We start from the raw sequence: 17,124 nt of genomic DNA on the forward strand, positions 1-17,124 counted from the left end.
TGTCTAAAGTCCCCTGCCGGGGCCGCGGTCGTGCCCGGCGTCCGCGGAACCCGCGGGCTCCGCGCCCGCGGCCGCCTTCGCCTCCGCGAGGTACGGGTTGGTGGCACGCTCGTGACCGATCGTGGTCTGTGGTCCGTGGCCGGGCAGGACCACCGTGTCCTCCGGCAGCGGCAGGCACTTGGCCGCCAGGCTGCGCAGGATGGTCGGGTAGTCGCCGCCCGGAAGGTCTGTGCGGCCGATGGAGCCGGCGAACAGCAGGTCGCCCGAGAACAGCACGTCCGGGATCTCCTCGGTGCCGGGCAGCCTGAACGTCACCGACCCCCTGGTATGGCCGGGGGTGTGGTCGACGGTGAGCTCCAGGCCGGCCAGCCGCAGCACCTCGCCGTCGGCGAGCTCGCGCACGTCGTCGGGTTCGGTGAAGGTGAGACCGCCGAACATCTGCTGCTTCGTCGACAGCGACAGCCCCTTGCCCGGATCGGACAGCAGGTCGCGGTCCTCCGGGTGGATCCACGCGGGAACGTCACGCGCGCCGCAGACCGGGGCGACCGACCACATGTGGTCGATGTGCCCGTGGGTGACCAGCACCGCGACCGGCTTGAGCCGGTGCTCGCGCAGCAGGTCGTCGAGGTCGCCGACGGCGTTCTGACCGGGATCGACGACCACGCACTCCTCGCCCGCGGCGGGAGCGACGACGTAGCAGTTGGTCTGGAAGGACCCTGCGGGAAAGCCGGCGATGAGCATCTGCCTCAGCTGATCTCGTCAAGAATGCGGATGGGAATGTAACCGAAGGGTACCGGTGCGGGTCGGCGGGCTGCGAACCATTACCCATTGGCCGATACGATTCGCCCACCTCATTAAGTACTACTCGGCACTCGGGAGGGCGAAGCGGTGAGCGGCAAGGAGCGTCAGAAGCAGTTGGCGCGCGAGCACTACGAGCGGCAGACGCAGCGACGCGTCGAACGCGAGGCCAAGGCCAAGCGCAACGCGATCGTCGCCAGCACCTTCGCCGGTGTGGTCGTGGTGGCGGGTGTGATCGCCGCGACGACCCTGTGGGGGGGCTCCGACACGACGGCGACCGCGACCACCGATCCGGCCCCGTCGGACAACGCCTCGCCGGCCGCCTCGGAGGCCGCGGGCCCGCAGCCCAAGGCCTTCGACCCGGCGAGCGGCACCTGCGGCTACGTCGCGGAGGCGGGCGGCGGCCCGGCCAAGAACGTGGGCCTGCCCCCGGAGAAGGCCGACCTGACGCCCAAGAAGATGACCCTGAAGACCAACCTGGGCGACATCGTCATCAAGGTGGCGGCCGACAAGACCCCGTGCACGGTCAACTCCTTCGCCTTCCTGGCGCAGAAGAAGTACTTCAACGGCTCCAAGTGCCACCGGCTGGGTTCCGACCAGTTCCCGATGCTTCAGTGCGGCGACCCGCTGGCCAAGGCCGACGGAAAGAACCCCACCGACGGCCAGGGCGGGCCCGGCTACCGCTTCGTGAACGAGAACCTGGAGGGCGCCAAGTACACCCGCGGCGTCGTGGCCATGGCCAACAGCGGTCCCGACACCAACGGCAGCCAGTTCTTCATGGTCTACGGCGACACCCAGCTGCCGGCGCAATACACGCCGTTCGGTACGGTCACCAAGGGCCTGGAGATCCTCGACAAGGTGAACAAGGCGGGCTTCATCCCCCCGGGGGACGGCGGCACCGGGGCGCCGAAGGAAACCGTCGAAATCAAAGACGTGACAATGTCCAGTTAGAGCTGACGTAATACATACAAGGGGCGGTAAGTCCCGAAAGGCTGATGAAAGTGCGGGAGGACACGGTGAGCACCGACCCGTGGGGCCGGGTAGACGACGACGGCACCGTCTACGTACGTACGGCTGAGGGAGAGCGGGCCGTCGGGTCCTGGAAGGCCGGCGAACCGGAGGAGGCGCTTGCCTACTTCCATCGCAAGTTCGACGAGCTGGCCGGGCAGGTCGCCCTGCTGGAACAGCGGGTCCGCGGCACCGACCTGCCACCCGCCCAGGCCGAGGCGACGATCGTCAAGCTTCGCGAGGCGATCACCGACGCGCACGCGGTCGGCGATCTCGACGCGCTGCTGAACCGCCTCAACGCCCTCACGGAGCTGGTCGCCCAGCGCCGGGAGGAGGTCAAGGCGGCTCGCGACGTGGCCAGGGCCGAGGCCAAGGGCGTCAAGGAGCGGATCGTCGCCGAGGCCGAGCGCATCGCCGACGACACGACCCACTGGAAGACCGGTGGCGAGCGGCTGCGCCAGCTGATCGAGGAGTGGAAGGCCGCCGAGCGCATCGACCGGGTGACCGAGGCCGCGCTGTGGAAGCGCCTCTCGGCGGCCCGTACGGCCTTCGCCAAGCGGCGCAAGGCCTACTTCGCCGGGCTGGACGAGCAGCGTGAGGGCGTGCGTTCCACCAAGGAGCGCATCGTGGCCGAGGCCGAGACGCTGGCCTCGTCCACCGACTGGGGCGCCACCGCGTCCGCCTACCGCGAGCTGATGCAGGAGTGGAAGACGGCGGGCAGGGCCTCCCGCGAGGTCGAGGACGAGCTCTGGGGCCGTTTCAAGGGTGCCCAGGACCAGTTCTTCCAGGCGCGGTCGGCCGTCTTCGCCGAGCGCGACGCCTCGCTGGCGGCCAACGCCGAGATCAAGGAGCAGCTCCTGGTCGAGGCGGAGAAGATCCTCCCGGTCACCGACGCCCGCGCCGCCAGGGGTGCCCTGCGCAACCTCCTGGAGCGCTGGGAGGCCGCGGGCCCGGTCCCGCGCGAACAGCGCGACCGCCTGGAGGGTGGCCTGCGCAAGATCGACGAGGCGGTCCGCAAGGCCGAGGAGACGGAGTGGAAGCGCTCCAACCCCGAGGCCCGCGCCCGCGCCCAGAACACGGTCGACCAGCTGCGCAAGTCGATCGCGCAGCTGGAGGGCCGCCTGGCCAAGGCCAGGGACGCGGGCAAGGACAAGGACGTCAAGGACTCCGAGGAGGCCCTGGCCGCCCGCCGTTCCTGGCTGGAGGAGGCGGAGCGCACGCTCGCCGAGTTCTCCTGACGCCCGGCGCCGTCACCGGCTGACGACGCGACCCCGGGGCCGCGGGGACACTCCCACCACGGGAGTGCTCCCCGCGGCCCCGCCGCCTGTGGCGGGGCGGACGGGCACGCCCGAGCCGGTCGCGAGACGGGCGGGGTCGCCGGAGAGGCCGTACGGGACGGGGCGGGGCGGGGCGGGGTCGCCGGAGAGGCCCGCCGTACGGGACGGAGCGGGCGGGAGCCCCTCAGGCCCCTCAAGAACCGGCCCCTCAGGAACCGGCGCCGCTGACCCGGTAGACGTCGTAGACGCCCTGGATGTTGCGGACGGCCTTCAGGACGTGGCCCAGGTGCTTGGGATCGCCCATCTCGAAGGTGAACTTGCTGATCGCCACCCTGTCCCTGGACGTCGTCACCGACGCCGACAGGATGTTGACGTGCTGGTCGGAGAGGGTGCGGGTCACGTCGGAGAGCAGCCGGGGCCGGTCGAGCGCCTCGACCTGAAGCGCGACCAGGAACACCGAGTCGTCGGCGGCGGACCAGGCGACCTCGACCAGGCGGTCGGGCTCGGACTGGAGCTGGTCCATGTTGGGGCAGTTGGTGCGGTGCACCGACACGCCGTGCCCGCGGGTGACGAAGCCCACGATCTCGTCGCCGGGTACGGGGGTGCAACATCGCGACAGGCGTACCCAGACGTCGGAGTCGCCCGCGACGACCACTCCCGCGCCGCCGCTGCCGCGGGGCCGCCCGCGCAGCTTGGTCGGTACGGAGGTCTCGGCGATGTCGTCCTCGGCGCCCTCGACTCCCCCGATGGACGTCACGAGCTTCTGCACGACCGTCTGCGCGGCCACGTGGCCCTCACCGACGGCCGCGTAGAGCGCGGAGACGTCCGGGTAGCGCAGGTCCCTGGCGAGGGCCAGGAGGGACTCTCCGGACATCAGGCGCTGCAGCGGCAGGCCCTGCTTGCGCATGGCGCGGCCGATCGCCTCCTTGCCCGCCTCGATCGCGGTCTCGCGGCGCTCCTTGGAGAACCACTGCCGGATCTTGTTACGGGCCCGGCCGGACTTGACGAACTTCAGCCAGTCGCGCGAGGGGCCCGCGTCGGGCGACTTGGAGGTGAAGATCTCCACCGTGTCGCCGTTGCCCAGGCGCGACTCCAGGGGCACCAGGCGGCCGTTGACCCTGGCCCCGATGCAGCGGTGGCCCACCTCGGTGTGCACGGCGTAGGCGAAGTCGACGGGCGTCGCGTTCTCCGGCAGGGCGATGACCTGTCCCCTGGGGGTGAAGACATAGACCTCCGAGACCGACAGGTCGAACCTGAGCGACTCGAGGAACTCGCCCGGGTCGGCGGTCTCCTTCTGCCAGTCGAGGAGCTGGCGCAGCCACGCCATGTCGCTGGCGGGCTTCAGCTTCGTCCCGGGAGGACCGGAGACGGTCATGTCCTCCTTGTACTTCCAGTGCGCCGCCACGCCGTACTCGGCCCTGTGGTGCATGCCGTGGGTGCGGATCTGCAGCTCCACCGGCTTGCCCTCGGGGCCGATGACCGTGGTGTGCAGCGACTGGTACATGTTGAACTTGGGCATCGCGATGTAGTCCTTGAACCGGCCGGGGACCGGGTTCCATCGCGCGTGGATCGTGCCGAGCGCCGCGTAGCAGTCGCGGACCGAGTCGACCAGCACCCGGATGCCGACCAGGTCGTAGATGTCGTCGAAGGCGACATCCCTGGCGATCATCTTCTGGTAGACGGAGTAGTAGTGCTTGGGGCGGCCCTTGACGGCCGCGCGGATCTTGGCGTCACGCAGGTCTCCGGAGACCTTCTCGATGACCTCCTGCAGGAACAGGTCCCTGCGCGGGGCCCGCTCCGACACCATCCGGGCGATCTCGTCGTACCGCTTGGGATAGAGCATGGCGAACGCGAGGTCCTCCAGCTCCCACTTGATGGTGTTCATGCCCAGCCGGTGGGCGAGCGGCGCGAAGATCTCCAGCGTCTCCCGCGACTTCTGGTGCCGCTTGTGCTCGGGCAGGTAGCGCATGGTGCGCATGTTGTGCAGCCGGTCGGCGAGCTTGATCACCAGCACCCGGATGTCGCGGGACATCGCCACGACCATCTTGCGCACGGTCTCGGCCTCGGCCGCGGCGCCGAACTTGACCTTGTCGAGCTTGGTGACGCCGTCGACCAGCAGCGCGATGTTGTCGCCGAAGTCCGAGCGCAGCTCGTCGAGACCGTAGGCGGTGTCCTCGACCGTGTCGTGCAGCAGCGCCGCGCACAGCGTCTCGTCGTCGGTGCCGAGCTCGGCCAGGATCGTGGCCACCGCCAGCGGGTGGGTGATGTACGGGTCGCCGCTCTTACGCTTCTGGTCGCGGTGGTGGTAGGCGGCCACGTCGTAGGAGCGCTCGATGAGCCGCAGGTCCGCCTTCGGGTGGGTCGCGCGGACCGTCCGGAACAGCGGCTCCAGGACCGGATTCATGCCGCCACCCCATTGCCCCCCAAAACGTGCGAGCCTTCGCCTTACCGCCGGCTTCTCCTCGGCGGCTCCGGACATGGCGGAACCGGCATCGCCTGCTGGGACGGCCGTCTCGGGACCGCCACCGCCGGCGGTCGCGTCGGGGACGACCACATCACGGGGCACTCAGACTCCTTACGTTCGAGTCCAGATCCCTCAGTGTATCCAGACAGGGTTGTGTGCATTTGTCCGCGGGGTCGATCAGACGACGACGAGGGGGTGCAGCTCCACGTCTGTCAGGCGCTCGCGGCCCTTGAGGAAGGCCAGCTCCATGAGCACGGCGATCGCGACGACGTCGGCGCCCGCCCTGCGGACCAGCTCCACCGCCGCGCGCGCCGTACCTCCGGTGGCGAGCACGTCATCGACGATGAGGACGCGCTCCCCGGGGGTGAAGGCGTCCCGGTGAACCTCGATGGTGGCGGAGCCGTACTCCAGATCGTAGGACGCCTCAAGCGTCTCAGAGGGCAGTTTGCCTTTCTTCCGCACCGGGACGAAGCCCGCGCCCGCCCGGATGGCCACCGGGGCGGCCAGGATGAACCCCCGCGCCTCGATTCCGACGATCTTGTCCACCTCGTACAGCCCGGCCAGCTCCTCGGTCACCGCGGTGAAGGCCACCGGGTCGGCGAGCAGGGGGGTGATGTCCTTGAACAGCACTCCGGGCTGCGGGTAGTCGGCCACGTCGCGGATGCGGTCGAGGATCAGTCTGCTCAGCTCGGTCATGGTCGGCGCTCCTGTGGAGGTATCGGGACGAAGGACACCCGGGGGTGCCTGGAGAGCTGGGGGGTCGGAGAGTGCTGGAGGGGCTCGGTGGCAGTGGTGGCGGAGGCGAAAGGGCGTAGGGAGAAAAGCCGGGAAGCGGGAGAAAAGTAAGGAAAACGCCTCCGCTCCCTGTGCGGGGAGCGGAGGCGCGGACGTGCTCGTACTTACTTCTTCTTCCGCTTGTCGCCGACGGAGGTGGTCTCGCCGGTGATCGTGGCGGCGCCGTTGGAGGCTCCCGCGGTGACCGGCTGACGCACCGTCTTGATGCCGGAGCCTCCCCCGTGGGCGGCGAGCCTGCGGGCGATCGCCTGGTAGCGCGGTTCGCGCTCCTTCAGCGTGACCAGCAGCGGCGTCGCGACGCACAGCGAGGAGTAGGTGCCGACGATCATGCCGACGAACAGGGAGAGCGACAGGTCCTTCAGCGTTCCCGCGCCGAACAGCGTGGTGCCGATGAAGAGGATCGCCGCGACCGGCAGGATCGCCACCAGGGTGGTGTTCAGCGACCGGATCAGCGTGTGGTTCAGCGCGTTGTTGGCGGCCTCGGTGTAGGTGAGCTTGGAGGTCGTGCCGAGCTTGGCGGTGACCTCCTTGATCATGTCGAAGACGACGACGGCGTCGTACAGCGAGTATCCGAGGATCGTGAGGAAGCCCAGCAGGGTCGCCGGGGTGACCTCGAAGCCGGACCAGGCGTAGACGCCGGCGGTGATCACCAGGTCGTGCAGCAGCGCCACGACGGCGGCCAGCGCCATCTTCCACTCGAAGGCCATCGTCAGGTACAGGATGATCGCCAGCATGAAGACGATCAGTCCGATGATGGCCTTGTTGGCCACCTGGCCGCCCCACGAGGCACCGATGACCTGGAGGTTGACCTGGTCGGCCGGCATCTTGAACTCGGTGGCCACCGCCTTCTGGACCGCGGTGACCTGGTCGGCCGGGAGGCTCTCCGTGGTGACCCGCCAGCCGTTCTGGGTCGTCTGCGCGATGACCTGGTGCGCACCGGCGTCGCTGAACGTGGCGCGCACCTGCTCGATGTTGGCGGCCGGGGCCTTGAAGGAGAAGACGGACCCGCCCTTGAACTCCACACCCAGGTTGAGCCCGTTGAAGACCAGACCGGCGATGGAGATCACCAGCAGGACTGCGGAAAGGGAGTACCAGAGCTTCTTGCGGCCGACGAAGTCGACGTCGACCTCGCCCCGGTACAGCCGGCGCGCGATGCCGGACATCAGGCCTCCTGCGGAACGGTCTTGGGCGTGACGGGGGCCTCGCTCATGCGCTCGGCGTCGAGCCCGGAGAGCTTGTGCCCCTTGGCGAAGAACTTCAGCTTGGCCAGCATCGCGACGAACGGCTTGGTGAACATGAACACCACCGCGATGTCGATGAGCGTGGTCAGGCCCATGGCGAAGGCGAATCCGGCCACGCCGCCGACCGCCAGGAAGTAGAGGACCACGGCGGCGATGAACATGACGGCGTCGGCGATGAGGATCGTCCGCCGGGCGCGGACCCAGGCGACCTCGATGGCCGTGCGCAGCGAGCGCCGACCCTCCTTCATCTCGTCACGGATGCGTTCGAAGTAGACGATGAACGAGTCCGCGGTGATACCGATCGAGACGATCAGTCCGATGATGTGCGGCAGCGAGAGGCGGAAGCCCGCGAACGCGCCGAGCAGCACGACGGACTGGTAGGTCACGATCGTGGCCACCAGGAGGCTCAGCACCGACACGATGCCCAGACCCCGGTAGTAGAGCATCGAGTAGACGACGACCAGCAGGAGGCCGATCGCGCCCGCGATGAGGCCGCCGCGCAGCTGGTCGGCGCCCAGCGTGGAGGAGACCTCCTCGATGGAGCTCTTCTCGAACTTCAGCGGCAGCGCGCCGTACTTGAGCTGGTTGGCCAGCTCGTCGGCCGTCACCTGGGTGAAGCTGCCGGAGATCTGCGCCCGGCCGCCGGTGATGGGCTCCTGGATGACGGGCGCGGAGATGACCACGCCGTCGAGGACCATGGCGACCTGGTTGCGGGGGGCCTGCGAGTTGAAGGCCGTGGTGGTGACCTTCGACCACTGGTCGGGGCCCTGGCCCTTGAAGGCGAGCTGGACGAGCCACTCACCGGTTTGCGGCTCGACGCCGGAGGACGCGCTGTCGATCGAGGTGCCGGTCACGGCCGCCTTGTCCAGCACGAACTTGGTGCTGCCGTCCTGGCTGCAGCCGACGTACTGCTTGTCCGGCGCGTCCTGGGCGCCCACCCCCGCGTCCTTGGCGCAGTCGAGCGTCTCGAACCGCTTGAGCGCCGCGGGGTCGATCCCGGTGGGGTCGACGCCCGCCATGGGGTCGTCGGGCGCCGTCGGCGGGGCCGTCGGCGCGGCGCTGGCGTCCGGGGCCGCGCTCTTGCCCGGCTTGGCGGGCTTGTCACCGCTCGGCTCGGCGGAGGGCGCGGGAGTGGCGCCGGGGCTCGGGTTGGTCAGCGCCGACGACAGGGCGCGGCCGGCCGGGGAGGCCCCCGTGTCGGGCGCGGCGGTCGCGCCGGGCTTCGGGGTCCCCGACTCGGCGGGCTTGGACTCCTTGTTGTTGCCCTTGCGCCCGGAGGCGGTGGGCGAGGGAGTCGGCGTCGGCGCCTGGGTGGAGAGCTGACCCGGGGGCGGAGGCGACCCGGCCCCGATCGCCAGCACTTGGCGGAACCTCAGCTCCGCGGTGGTGCCGACCAGCTTGACGACTTCCTCCTGGCCGGCTCCGGGAACGGAGATGACGATGTTGTCGCCGGATTTGGCGACCTCGGCGTCGGAGATGCCGCTGCCGTTCACCCGCTCGCGGATGATGTTCACGGCGAGGTCGAGGCTCTCCTGCGAGGGAGCGCTCCCGTTCGGCGTGACGGGCTGCAGCGTCACGGTCGTGCCGCCGGCGAGGTCGAGGCCATACTCCGGCGTGTACGCCTTGTTGAGGAGCATCGCCCCGCCCATGGCGAGAATGATCGCCAGAAGCACCAGGAGCATGCGCCCCGGTCTGCTCTGGCCGCTGGTCGGTCGGGCCACTGGTCGTCAGTTCTTTCGGTTATAGGGGGTTGGAGGTGAGGCTACTCACGGCTTCTTGCTCGTCGTGTCGTGGTCTGCACCCTGCTGTTCCGCCGTCTCCACGACACCGTGGTCGACAGCCTTGACATTCTCCTCCTCCGCGTCGTCAACGGGAACCAGGACACGGCCGATGGCCGCCTTGACCCAGCGGGTCTCCACGCCGGGGGCGATCTCCAGGATCACGTCGTCGGCGTCGATGGCCACCACGGTCGCGAAAAGACCCGTCGTGGTCATGACACCGGTGCCCGGCGTGAGACTGTTCTGCATCTTGGCCTGCTCCTGCTGCCGCTTGCGCTGCGGCCGGATGAGCAGGAAGTAGAACACCACGACCATGAGAGCGATCATGATCAGGCTCGAATAGTTGCCGCCCACAGGGCCGCTCCCTCTCTTGAGATTGACCGGCGGAAGCCGGACGTCACATACGGCCACGCCGCTCAGCACGTCAGCCTACACAGCCAGCCAAGGCTCGGAGTTTAGGCGAGCTGTTAAGAGCGCGGCAACGAAGTCACGTTTTGGCGCGCAGGGAAGTTCCCATTTCGATACAGTTGTCATCGATCTGTGATCAATCCTGTACGACTTCCCTACTGACTCCCAACGCTAGACGGCCCCGGGGTCATCCTCAAGATCGATGAGAAACGAGGCCCCGAAGGCGTCCGGCGGGGGCACCAGCCCCATGTGGGTCCAGGCCGCGGCGGTCGCCACCCGGCCACGGGGGGTGCGGGCCAGCAGCCCCTGCCGCACCAGGAACGGCTCGGCGACCACTTCGACCGTCTCCGGCTCCTCCCCCACCGCGACCGCCAGCGTCGACAGTCCCACCGGCCCGCCGCCGAACTTGCGCAGCAGCGCCCCGAGCACCGCCCGGTCGAGCCGGTCGAGCCCCTCGGCGTCGACCTCGTAGAGGTTGAGCGCGGCGGAGGCGACATCCCTGGTGACGACGCCCTCGGCGCGCACCTCGGCGAAGTCGCGGACCCGGCGCAGCAGCCGGTTGGCGATGCGGGGGGTGCCCCGGGAGCGGCCGGCGATCTCGCGGGCGGCGTCGCCGGGGAGCGTGACGCCCAGCAGGCGGGAGGAGCGGTGCAGCACCTCCTCCAGCTCGGCGACCGCGTAGAAGTCCATGTGCGCGACGAAACCGAAGCGGTCGCGCAGCGGCGCGGGAAGCATGCCGGCCCGGGTGGTGGCGCCGACCAGGGTGAACGGGGCGATCTCCAGCGGGATCGCGGTCGCCCCCGGCCCCTTGCCCACCACGATGTCGACGCGGAAGTCCTCCATCGCGAGGTAGAGCATCTCCTCGGCGGGCCTGGCCATCCGGTGGATCTCGTCGATGAACAGGACCTCGCCCTCGGAGAGGGTCGACAGGATCGCCGCGAGGTCGCCGGCCCGCTCCAGCGCGGGCCCCGAGGTGATCCGGAGGGGCACGGAGAGCTCGGTCGCGATGATCATGGAGAGAGTCGTCTTGCCCAGCCCTGGTCCGCCGCTCATCAGCACGTGGTCCGGCGGCCGGTTGCGCCGCAGCGCGCTCTGCAGCACCAGCGACAGCTGCTCGCGCACCCGCGTCTGGCCGATGAACTCCTCCAGCCGCTTGGGCCGCAGCGCCGCCTCGATGTATCTCTCGTCGCCCTCGGCGTCCGGCGACACCAGATCACGGTCGGAACCCACGCCGCCCCTCCCCCTCTCGCCGTGCGGCGGAACCGCCGGAGCCCTCCGGGGACCGCGCGGCGGCCCCGCCCACCGTCTCGCCGCACACGTCCCCTACGGCGCGCCCGTCCCTCATCGCACGCTCAGCGCGCGGAGCGCGGCCTTGAGCAGGGCCGCCACCTGCGGGGTGCGGCCCTCGGCCAGCTCGGCGTCGGCCTGCGGCTCGACGACGGCGACCGCCTCGTCGGCGTCCCGCCCCGAGTAGCCCAGACCGACCAGCCCGGAGTGGACCTGGGCGCGCCAGGCGGGCGCGGCGACGCGGCCGTCGAGGGCCGCGTTGACGGCCTCCTCCGGCGTGCCGAGCTTGTTCTTGAGGTCGACGATGATCCGCTGGGCGCCCTTCGGACCCACCCCGGGGACCCTGGTCAGCGCCTTGACGTCGGCGGAGGCCACCGCCACCCGGAGCGCGTTGGGGGTGTGCACGGCCAGCATCGCCAGGGCGACCTTGGGGCCGACCCCGCTCGCCGTCTGCAGCATCTCGAAGATGCCGCGCTCGTCGTCGGTGACGAAGCCGAACAGGGTGAGCGACTCCTCGCGGACCACCAGCGAGGTGGCGAGCCTGGCCTCCTCGCCCGCCCTGAGCGTCGCCAGCGTGCCCGGCGTGCAGTGCACCAGGACTCCCACCCCGCCGACCTCGACGACCGCACCGTCGGCGGCGATCGCGGTCACCTGCCCTCGCACCGAGGCGATCACTTCGCGGTTCCTCTCGGGTGTCCGGCCCTGCCACGGCCTCGGAAGTAGGCGGCGGGGGTGGTGGTGGCGCTCGCCGCCTTCGCGGCGGCCTCGGCCAGCCTGCTCTGGGCCCCGCCCCGCCACACGTGGCAGATCGCGAGGGCGAGCGCGTCGGCGGCGTCGGCGGGCTTGGGCATGGCGTCCAGCCGCAGCAGGCGGGTCACCATCGTGCCGACCTGCTGCTTGTCGGCCGTGCCGCTGCCGGTGATGGCGGCCTTGACCTCGGACGGCGTGTGCAGCGCGACCGGCAGGCCCCTGCGGGACGCGCACAGGATCGCCACGGCGGAGGCCTGCGCGGTGCCCATCACGGTCCTGAGGTTGTGCTGGGCGAAGACCCGCTCCACGGCCACCGCGTCGGGCCGGACCTCGTCGAGCCACCGCTCGATGCCCGCCTCGATCGCCACCAGCCGGGCGCCGATCTCGTCGTCGGCGGGGGTGCGGACGACCCCGACCTTGACCAGGCTCAGCGGCGCGCCGGGGCGCCCCTCGACGGCGCCGAGCCCGCATCGGGTAAGCCCGGGATCGACCCCCATCACCCGCAACTCGGGCAACCGCACCGACACGCCTCCGCTCGCCGAACACCTGTTCGGTGGCAGACTCTACCGCGTGGGAGCGGCCCGCGCACGGCTCTTCCCCGGCCCGCCGCGGGGGCCGCCGGCGGGCCCGGGCTCACAGGTGCTGGGCGGCGGGTTCCGCGTCCTCGTCGTCCTCGTCGCTCTTCCTGTCGCGCAGCCGGTCCAGGCGGTTCATCACCGGCGAGGCCGAGATGCCGTGGATCCCCAGGGAGGCCAGCACGGTGAAGGCGACCACGGCCCAGAGTTCCTCGGCGGGCACGCCGAAGTCGGCCTGACCGAGGGCGTAGGCGAGATAGAACAGCGAGCCGATGCCGCGGATGCCGAAGAACGCCGTCGCGACGCGCTCGCGCGGCCCGGCCCTGCCGCCCAGTTCGGCGAGCCAGCCGGTCAGCGGCCGGATGACCAGCAGCAGCAGGAGGCCGACCGCGGCGCCCTGCCAGGTGAGCGCGGACAGGCCGCCCATCGCGACGAAGCCACCGAGCAGCACGATCAGCCAGGCGGTGAACAGCCGCTCGATCTGCTCTATGAAGCCGTGCAGCACCCCGTTGTAGCCGTGGCTGCGCTCGGCCGCCCTGATGGTGCAGGCGGTCACGAACACCGCGATGAAGCCATAACCGTGCAGCAGCTCGGTGAGGCCGTAGGCCAGGAACGTCGCGGCCAGCGCCACGAAGCCGTCGCGGTGCTCTGCCAGCCGCAGGTCGGACTTCTGGGCGCGGAAGAACAGCCGCCCCAGTCCCTTGCCGATCAGCAGGCCGCACACCACGCCCGCGGCGCACCGGTAGAGCAGGTCCACCAGCGTCCACTCGGCGATCCAGCCGACACCCCCGGCAACGGCCAGCGTGATCGCCGCGTACACCAGAGGGAAGGCCAGGCCGTCGTTGAGGCCCGCCTCGGAGGTGAGGGTGAAGCGGACCTCGTCGTCGGCCTTCTCCGAGTCGACGGGCTCACCGACCTGCACGTCGGAGGCGAGCACCGGGTCGGTCGGCGCGAGCACCGCGCCCAGCAGCAGCGCCGCGGCCAGGGGCCAGCCGAGCAGGCCGTACGCGGCGGCGGCCACGGCGAGGACGGTCAGCGGGAGCGTCCACCCCAGCAGGCGCCAGGTCGAGGACCAGTCGCGCCGCCCGAAGGGCCGGTTGATGGCCAGCCCGGCGCCCATGAGCGAGATCAGCACGCAGATCTCGGTGGCGTGCTCGACCAGCGCCCGGTGGGCCACCGGATCGGGATCGGGCAGCTCCAGCGGCAGGGCGTAGAGGAGGAGACCGCCCAGCAGGCAGGCCAGCGGGAGCGAGAAGGGGCGGCGGTTGAGGAGCCGCGGCAGCGTGGCCGCGAGCAGCGCGGCGACGCCCGCCACGGCAAAAATCAGGTCAGGATTGCCCATTGTCCGCGTGATATGCCCTCGACCACGCGGACAAACCTCGCAGACCACACGAGATCACACCGAGCAGCCCGAGCTACGCGTCGAGCTTCTCCATGACCTCGTCGGAGACGTCGAAGTTGGCCCAGACGTTCTGCACGTCGTCGCTGTCCTCGAGGGCGTCGATCAGCCTGAAGACCTTGCGCGCGCCGTCCTCGTCGAGCGGGACGTTCATCGTCGGCATGAAGCCGGACTCGGCCGAGTCGTAGTCGATGCCGGCCTCCTGCAGGGCCTTGCGGACCGGGACGAGGTCGGTGGCCTCGGAGACGACCTCGAACTGGTCGCCCAGGTCGTTGACCTCCTCGGCGCCCGCGTCGAGGACCGCGACCAGCACGTCGTCCTCGGCCAGCTCACCCTTGGGGACGAGCACGACGCCCTTGCGGTTGAACATGTAGGACACCGAGCCGGGGTCGGCCAGCGAGCCGCCGTTGCGGGTCAGCGCGACGCGGACCTCGGAGGCGGCGCGGTTGCGGTTGTCGGTGAGGCACTCGATCAGCACCGCGACGCCGCCGGGGGCGTACCCCTCGTACATGATGGTCTGCCAGTCGGCGCCGCCGGCCTCCAGGCCGCCGCCGCGCTTACGGGCACGCTCGATGTTGTCGATCGGGACCGAGCTCTTGCGCGCCTTGGTGATGGCGTCGTACAGCGTCGGGTTGCCGTCCGGATCGGGTCCGCCGGTCCGGGCCGCGACCTCGATGTTCTTGATGAGCTTGGCGAACAGCTTGCCGCGCTTGGAGTCGAGCGCGGCCTTCTTGTGCTTCGTCGTCGCCCATTTGGAGTGGCCGGACATCGCCTAGAGCTCCCTCACCATCTCAGCGAAATATGAATGCACACCGACATCCCCGGTAAGTTCCGGGTGGAAGGACGTGGCGAGCAGCGGTCCTTGGCGGACCGCGACGATCCTATCCCCAGGTTCGGCCAGCGCCAGCACTTCGACCCCCGAACCCACGGATTCCACCCAGGGCGCGCGGATGAAGACGGCCCGCATGCCGCCGCGGCCGGCGAAGTCGACGTCGGCCTCGAAGGAGTCGACCTGGCGGCCGAAGGCGTTGCGGCGGACGACCATGTCGATGCCGCCGATCGTCTGCTGACCTTCGATCCCGCCCTCGATCCGGTCGGCCAGCATGATCATTCCGGCGCAGGAGCCGTAGGCGGGCATGCCCGCCTTGATCCGCATCCGGAGCGGTTCGAGCAGCTCGAAGGTCTCGGCGAGCTTCCACATCGTGGTGGACTCGCCGCCCGGGATGACGAGGCCGTCGACCGCCTCCAGCTCATGGGGACGCCGTACGGTGACCGCTCTGGCGCCCACCGCCTCCAGGGAGCGCACGTGCTCGCGCACGTCTCCTTGCAGCGCGAAGACGCCGATCGTGGGGACGATGGTCACCGATGGTCCTTCCCGTGCGGGTGAAGTGCCCCTTCAGCGTATGGCCACCGGCCGGGCGTTCCCAAACCGGTTCGCCCCCGGGAAAACCCCGTCAGAACGCGGCACGGGCGCCCCTGCGAGGATCCGCCGGGGCGCCCGTGCCGGTGGACGGCAGGTGATCGCCGAGAACTCAGGGACGCTTGGTCTCCAGGTCCACGGTCTCCTGGATCCAGTCGATCCCGGGGGTCCTGGCCGCCGAGGGGTCGACCGGGCGAAGGTAGGTCCGCTGCACGCCGGGGACCCGGTCCTCGATCACGAAGGTCGCCTTGGTGTGCGCCGCCGCACCCGGCTGCGTCACCTGCGGCAGCACCTTGAAGTCGGCGGTGAGCCGGTCGCGCTCGATCCTGGTCATCACGTAGCCGCGCTGGTTGTTGTAGAACTTCAGGTGAGGGTTGATCGTCAGGTACGGGTGGGTCGCCGGGTCGGAGTCGAGGCCGTCGCCGCCCGTGGTGATGGACGAGGCGACCAGCTCGGAGCCGACCGTGCGGGTGGTGGGGTCGTCGTAGTCGAGCTTGAGGTCGCTCGCCCAGTGGGCGTGCACGTCGCCGGTGAGCACCACCGGGTTGCGCACCTCGGCGTCCACCCAGCCCTGGGTGATGCGCTGCCGCGAGGCGACGTAGCCGTCCCAGGCGTCCTGGCTGGTGATCTTGGCGGGCCCGGCGTTGTTGTCGCGCTGGGCGAAGAAGACCTGCTGGCCGATGACGTCCCAGCGCGCCTCCGAGCGCCGCATGCCGTCCAGCAGCCAGCGCTCCTGCGCCTCTCCGGTGATCGAGCGGGCGGGGTCGACCGCGGCGGGGCAGTCCTTGTAGCCGTCGCCGCAGCCCTGGTCGCTGCGGTACTGGCGGGTGTCGAGCATGTGGAAGGTGGCCATCCTCCCCCACCGGACGCGCCGGTAGAGCTGCATGTCGACGCCCCGGGGGATGGAGGCGCGCCGCAGCGGCATGTTCTCGTAGTACGCCCTGAAGGCCGCCTCTCGCCGGGCGAGGAAGTTCGGCTGGGGCACCTCGGGCTTCTCCGGCACCTCGTCGGCCCAGTTGTTGTCCAGCTCGTGGTCGTCCCAGACGACCAGCCAGGGGGCGGCTGCGTGCGCGGCCTGCAGGTCGGGGTCGGTCTTGTACTGGGCGTGCCGCTGGCGGTAGTTCGCCAGGCTCTCGGTCTCCGGCCCCTCGTGGTGGCGGATGTTGCCGCCGGGGATGGTGTAGGTGTCGCGCCGGTACTCGTACTGGTAGTCGCCCAGGTGCAGGATCAGGTCGGGCCGCTCCTCCGCCAGGCGCCGGTAGGCGGTGAAGTAGCCGTGCTCGTACTGGGCGCAGGAGACGAAGGCCATCGCCAGGGCCGAACCGTGGGAGAGGGCGTGCGGGGCCGTCCTGGCCCTGCCGATCGGCGAGACGTACGGGCCGACCTTGAAGCGGTACCAGTAGTCCCTGTCGGAGGGCAGCCCGTTCAGCTCGACGTGCACGCTGTGGCCCCACTCCGGAGCGGCCGTGGCCACGCCCCGGCGCAGCGGGCGGCGGCCCCTCTCGTCGCCGTAGACGTGCCACTCGACGGCGAAGGGCCGGGAGGGCATGCCGCCCAGGCCGTCCTCGGCGAGCGGCTGGGGCGCCAGGCGGGTCCAGATCACGAAGCCGCCGGAGTCGGGGTCCCCGCAGGCGACGCCGAGCGTGAAGGGGTCCGAGCGCAGGCCGCGGGAGGCCAGGGCCGCCAGAGAGTCGGCGCTCTCCTGGACGGGTCCGGGATCGGCGTGGGCGGCGGCGGGGATGCCGGCCGCCGCGCCGGCCGCGATACCGGTGACGAGAAAGGACCGGCGGGTGAACTTCGACAAGGGAAACCTCCCGGGTGATCGGGCTCGAACGCCCGTCAGCCTCGCGGGGCACCATGACCGAGGAGTTAACTCCTCCTGTCAGGAAAAAGGCGATCTCCATGACGGAGATCGCCTTCTTCC

Annotated in this window: 15 protein-coding genes; 2 read left to right on the forward strand and 13 right to left on the reverse strand. The window is 70.3% G+C overall.

Annotation, left to right across the window (positions count from 1 at the left end; genetic code table 11):
* Positions 1-3 precede the first annotated feature (3 nt).
* A complete protein-coding gene (locus tag AB0F88_RS00180) occupies positions 4-741 on the reverse strand; it encodes an MBL fold metallo-hydrolase (RefSeq protein WP_362675571.1) in 738 nt (245 codons plus the stop codon).
* Positions 742-888: 147 nt separating this feature from the next.
* On the opposite strand from AB0F88_RS00180, the gene AB0F88_RS00185 reads away from it, so the two are divergent.
* Positions 889-1,749, forward strand: coding sequence for a peptidylprolyl isomerase (locus tag AB0F88_RS00185; RefSeq protein WP_362675574.1), 861 nt, complete (start codon positions 889-891; stop codon positions 1,747-1,749).
* Between the two features lie 65 nt (positions 1,750-1,814).
* Positions 1,815-3,044, forward strand: a complete 1,230-nt coding sequence (locus tag AB0F88_RS00190) for a DUF349 domain-containing protein (protein ID WP_362675577.1) — start codon at positions 1,815-1,817, stop codon at positions 3,042-3,044.
* 247 nt (positions 3,045-3,291) lie between these two features.
* Here AB0F88_RS00190 and AB0F88_RS00195 read toward each other — a convergent pair whose 3' ends face one another.
* The 12 genes from AB0F88_RS00195 to AB0F88_RS00250 form a co-directional block, all read right to left on the reverse strand.
* Positions 3,292-5,487, reverse strand: coding sequence for a bifunctional (p)ppGpp synthetase/guanosine-3',5'-bis(diphosphate) 3'-pyrophosphohydrolase (locus AB0F88_RS00195; RefSeq protein ID WP_362675580.1), 2,196 nt, complete (start codon positions 5,485-5,487; stop codon positions 3,292-3,294).
* A 237-nt stretch (positions 5,488-5,724) separates the two neighbouring features.
* Complete coding sequence (locus tag AB0F88_RS00200) at positions 5,725-6,243, reverse strand: adenine phosphoribosyltransferase (RefSeq protein ID WP_362675583.1); 519 nt, start codon at positions 6,241-6,243, stop codon at positions 5,725-5,727.
* A 203-nt stretch (positions 6,244-6,446) separates the two neighbouring features.
* A complete protein-coding gene (secF, locus tag AB0F88_RS00205) occupies positions 6,447-7,505 on the reverse strand; it encodes a protein translocase subunit SecF (RefSeq protein WP_362675586.1) in 1,059 nt (352 codons plus the stop codon).
* Complete coding sequence (gene secD, locus AB0F88_RS00210) at positions 7,505-9,265, reverse strand: protein translocase subunit SecD (RefSeq protein WP_362675589.1); 1,761 nt, start codon at positions 9,263-9,265, stop codon at positions 7,505-7,507. Before secD ends, secF begins: the two co-directional genes overlap by 1 nt.
* An 84-nt stretch (positions 9,266-9,349) precedes the next feature.
* The gene (yajC, locus tag AB0F88_RS00215) at positions 9,350-9,715 is read right to left on the reverse strand and encodes a preprotein translocase subunit YajC (protein WP_362675592.1); all 366 of its coding nucleotides are present in this window, start codon (positions 9,713-9,715) and stop codon (positions 9,350-9,352) included.
* Between the two features lie 225 nt (positions 9,716-9,940).
* On the reverse strand, positions 9,941-10,999 hold the full coding sequence (ruvB, locus tag AB0F88_RS00220) for a Holliday junction branch migration DNA helicase RuvB (protein WP_362675595.1): 1,059 nt from the start codon (positions 10,997-10,999) through the stop codon (positions 9,941-9,943).
* Positions 11,000-11,110: 111 nt separating this feature from the next.
* Complete coding sequence (gene ruvA / locus AB0F88_RS00225) at positions 11,111-11,731, reverse strand: Holliday junction branch migration protein RuvA (protein ID WP_362675598.1); 621 nt, start codon at positions 11,729-11,731, stop codon at positions 11,111-11,113.
* Positions 11,728-12,312, reverse strand: a complete 585-nt coding sequence (ruvC, locus tag AB0F88_RS00230) for a crossover junction endodeoxyribonuclease RuvC (RefSeq protein ID WP_362677873.1) — start codon at positions 12,310-12,312, stop codon at positions 11,728-11,730. The genes ruvA and ruvC overlap by 4 nt, the downstream gene beginning before the upstream one ends.
* Positions 12,313-12,439: 127 nt before the next feature.
* Positions 12,440-13,723: a cation:proton antiporter gene (locus AB0F88_RS00235; protein WP_362675601.1), complete on the reverse strand. Its 1,284-nt coding sequence runs from the start codon at positions 13,721-13,723 to the stop codon at positions 12,440-12,442.
* A gap of 73 nt (positions 13,724-13,796) precedes the next feature.
* Positions 13,797-14,549 carry a YebC/PmpR family DNA-binding transcriptional regulator gene (locus AB0F88_RS00240; RefSeq protein WP_362675604.1) on the reverse strand — a complete coding sequence of 251 codons (753 nt, stop codon included), beginning with the start codon at positions 14,547-14,549 and terminating at the stop codon, positions 13,797-13,799.
* 3 nt (positions 14,550-14,552) lie between these two features.
* Positions 14,553-15,143: a pyridoxal 5'-phosphate synthase glutaminase subunit PdxT gene (gene pdxT / locus AB0F88_RS00245; RefSeq protein WP_362675607.1), complete on the reverse strand. Its 591-nt coding sequence runs from the start codon at positions 15,141-15,143 to the stop codon at positions 14,553-14,555.
* A 169-nt stretch (positions 15,144-15,312) separates the two neighbouring features.
* A complete protein-coding gene (locus tag AB0F88_RS00250) occupies positions 15,313-17,004 on the reverse strand; it encodes an alkaline phosphatase D family protein (RefSeq protein WP_362675610.1) in 1,692 nt (563 codons plus the stop codon).
* Positions 17,005-17,124 lie beyond the last annotated feature (120 nt).

The organism is Streptosporangium sp. NPDC023963 (assembly GCF_040639135.1).
Classification (GTDB): Bacteria; Actinomycetota; Actinomycetes; order Streptosporangiales; family Streptosporangiaceae; genus Streptosporangium.

Bases quoted from the DNA above. Each gene is read 5' to 3' on its own strand.
- AB0F88_RS00200 (WP_362675583.1), bottom strand. From the start codon at position 6,243: ATGACCGAGCTGAGCAGACTGATCCTCGACCGCATCCGCGACGTGGCC.
- secF (WP_362675586.1), bottom strand. From the start codon at position 7,505: ATGTCCGGCATCGCGCGCCGGCTGTACCGGGGCGAGGTCGACGTCGAC.
- AB0F88_RS00240 (WP_362675604.1), bottom strand. From the start codon at position 14,549: ATGTCCGGCCACTCCAAATGGGCGACGACGAAGCACAAGAAGGCCGCG.
- AB0F88_RS00180 (WP_362675571.1), bottom strand. From the start codon at position 741: ATGCTCATCGCCGGCTTTCCCGCAGGGTCCTTCCAGACCAACTGCTAC.
- secD (WP_362675589.1), bottom strand. From the start codon at position 9,265: ATGCTCCTGGTGCTTCTGGCGATCATTCTCGCCATGGGCGGGGCGATG.
- AB0F88_RS00195 (WP_362675580.1), bottom strand. From the start codon at position 5,487: ATGAATCCGGTCCTGGAGCCGCTGTTCCGGACGGTCCGCGCGACCCAC.
- AB0F88_RS00235 (WP_362675601.1), bottom strand. From the start codon at position 13,723: ATGGGCAATCCTGACCTGATTTTTGCCGTGGCGGGCGTCGCCGCGCTG.